The organism is Nibrella saemangeumensis, from assembly GCF_039541915.1.
Classification (GTDB): Bacteria; Bacteroidota; Bacteroidia; order Cytophagales; family Spirosomataceae; genus Nibrella; species Nibrella saemangeumensis.
The window spans coordinates 1-1273 of the sequence record NZ_BAABHD010000043.1 but is presented as its reverse complement, the minus strand read 5'-3'; the positions used below and the strand labels follow the sequence as shown (position 1 = coordinate 1273).

The following is a 1273-nucleotide window of genomic DNA, read 5'->3' as shown; positions in this document are numbered from 1 at the left end:
TTTAGAGTTTTCTATGGTTTAAGCAAGTGTGTATGTATAAGTTTTATCATATTCCTGGTTTTTACCCACCACGGCATAGGCCCGTAAGATTAACTTATTGCGAACCGCGTTGAGGACGGCCATTTTGTTCTTGCCCTCTTTGACTTTCCGCTGATAATAGTCCTGCAACTCCCCCTTTGCTCGGATTGCCGTCATGGCCGATAAGTGGAGCAGGGTTTTCATCTGCTTGTCCGCCATGGGCGAGACTCGCGTTCGGCCACGGATGCTGCTGCCGGATTGATACGGGAACGGTGCTACGCCGGCATAACAGGCAAACTGCTTGGCGGTTTTGCCATCAGTGAAGGCATTGGTAGCCAAAATAAGGCTCGTTGCGGTGACGGTGCCAATCCCTACAATAGAGGTTAGTAGGTGAAACAGACGATTGAGTTCCGGATCTCCCTTAATCAAAGTTTCAATCTGGCTATTGACCGCTTCCAGATCTTTTTCCAAGGCTTTCAAGGAATGGGCAGAGGCCTTTTCCAGCGATCTAACGATGCCTTTGTCCATAAACGGCTTGGCTTCCTTGAGGGGTTGCTTAAGGGTGTTGGCCGCCAGTAGAAGTCGACTGCGAAGCGAGGTAAGGGCTTTTAGACTGGTCAGGAGCTTGGTCTCAGGCTTCCACAGCCTTGCCTGAGCCTGGTGTCGTTGAGCATAGCGAGCAATGTTGAGCGCATCGGCGCTATCGGTCTTTGCCCGGTGGACGCCCATCGAATAGCGGATCTGCTTACCGGATTCTAACCAGACACAGTAGTCTGGTCGAGTAAATACCTCCAGCAGATGATTATTATAGATACCTGTGTGTTCGAGGCAGATCAGCATGTTGGCTGGCTCCAGGTTAAAACGCTGACGGAGTTCCTCCAGCAGGTGCTCAATGGGTTTATGGGCGTTGGGGATCTGGCCTTGCGCTTTTAGATTACCTTGCAGATCCACACAAGCATAGTCCAGGGTTTGCTTAGCGACATCGATACCCAGAAAGAAATCAAACGGCATAACAAGAAGGATTTAGGTGAAAACTGCTTTACACTACGCTTTCAAATCAGCACTTAAGCCTTACTAGTAGGCTTTCAAGCCTCATTTTCTATACAGTGTATGATTTGAAAGGCTCAGCCAGGATTCAAACTCTAAATAGGTCTTTTGTCCTTACGTGTTTGCTAAAGTGCCTGACTGAGAGTAGCATTACCACAAGTGAAATTCTTGAAATTTTACCACCGCTCAAAACTAAAGGCGTGTTGGG

General features: G+C 48.4%; 1 protein-coding gene. It reads right to left on the bottom strand.

Annotated elements, in window-relative coordinates:
• Positions 1–18: 18 nt before the first annotated feature.
• Entirely contained in the window at positions 19–1029 is a 1011-nt protein-coding gene (locus tag ABD949_RS18220) for an IS110 family RNA-guided transposase (RefSeq protein ID WP_345245577.1), read from the bottom strand.
• Positions 1030–1273: the final 244 nt, after the last annotated feature.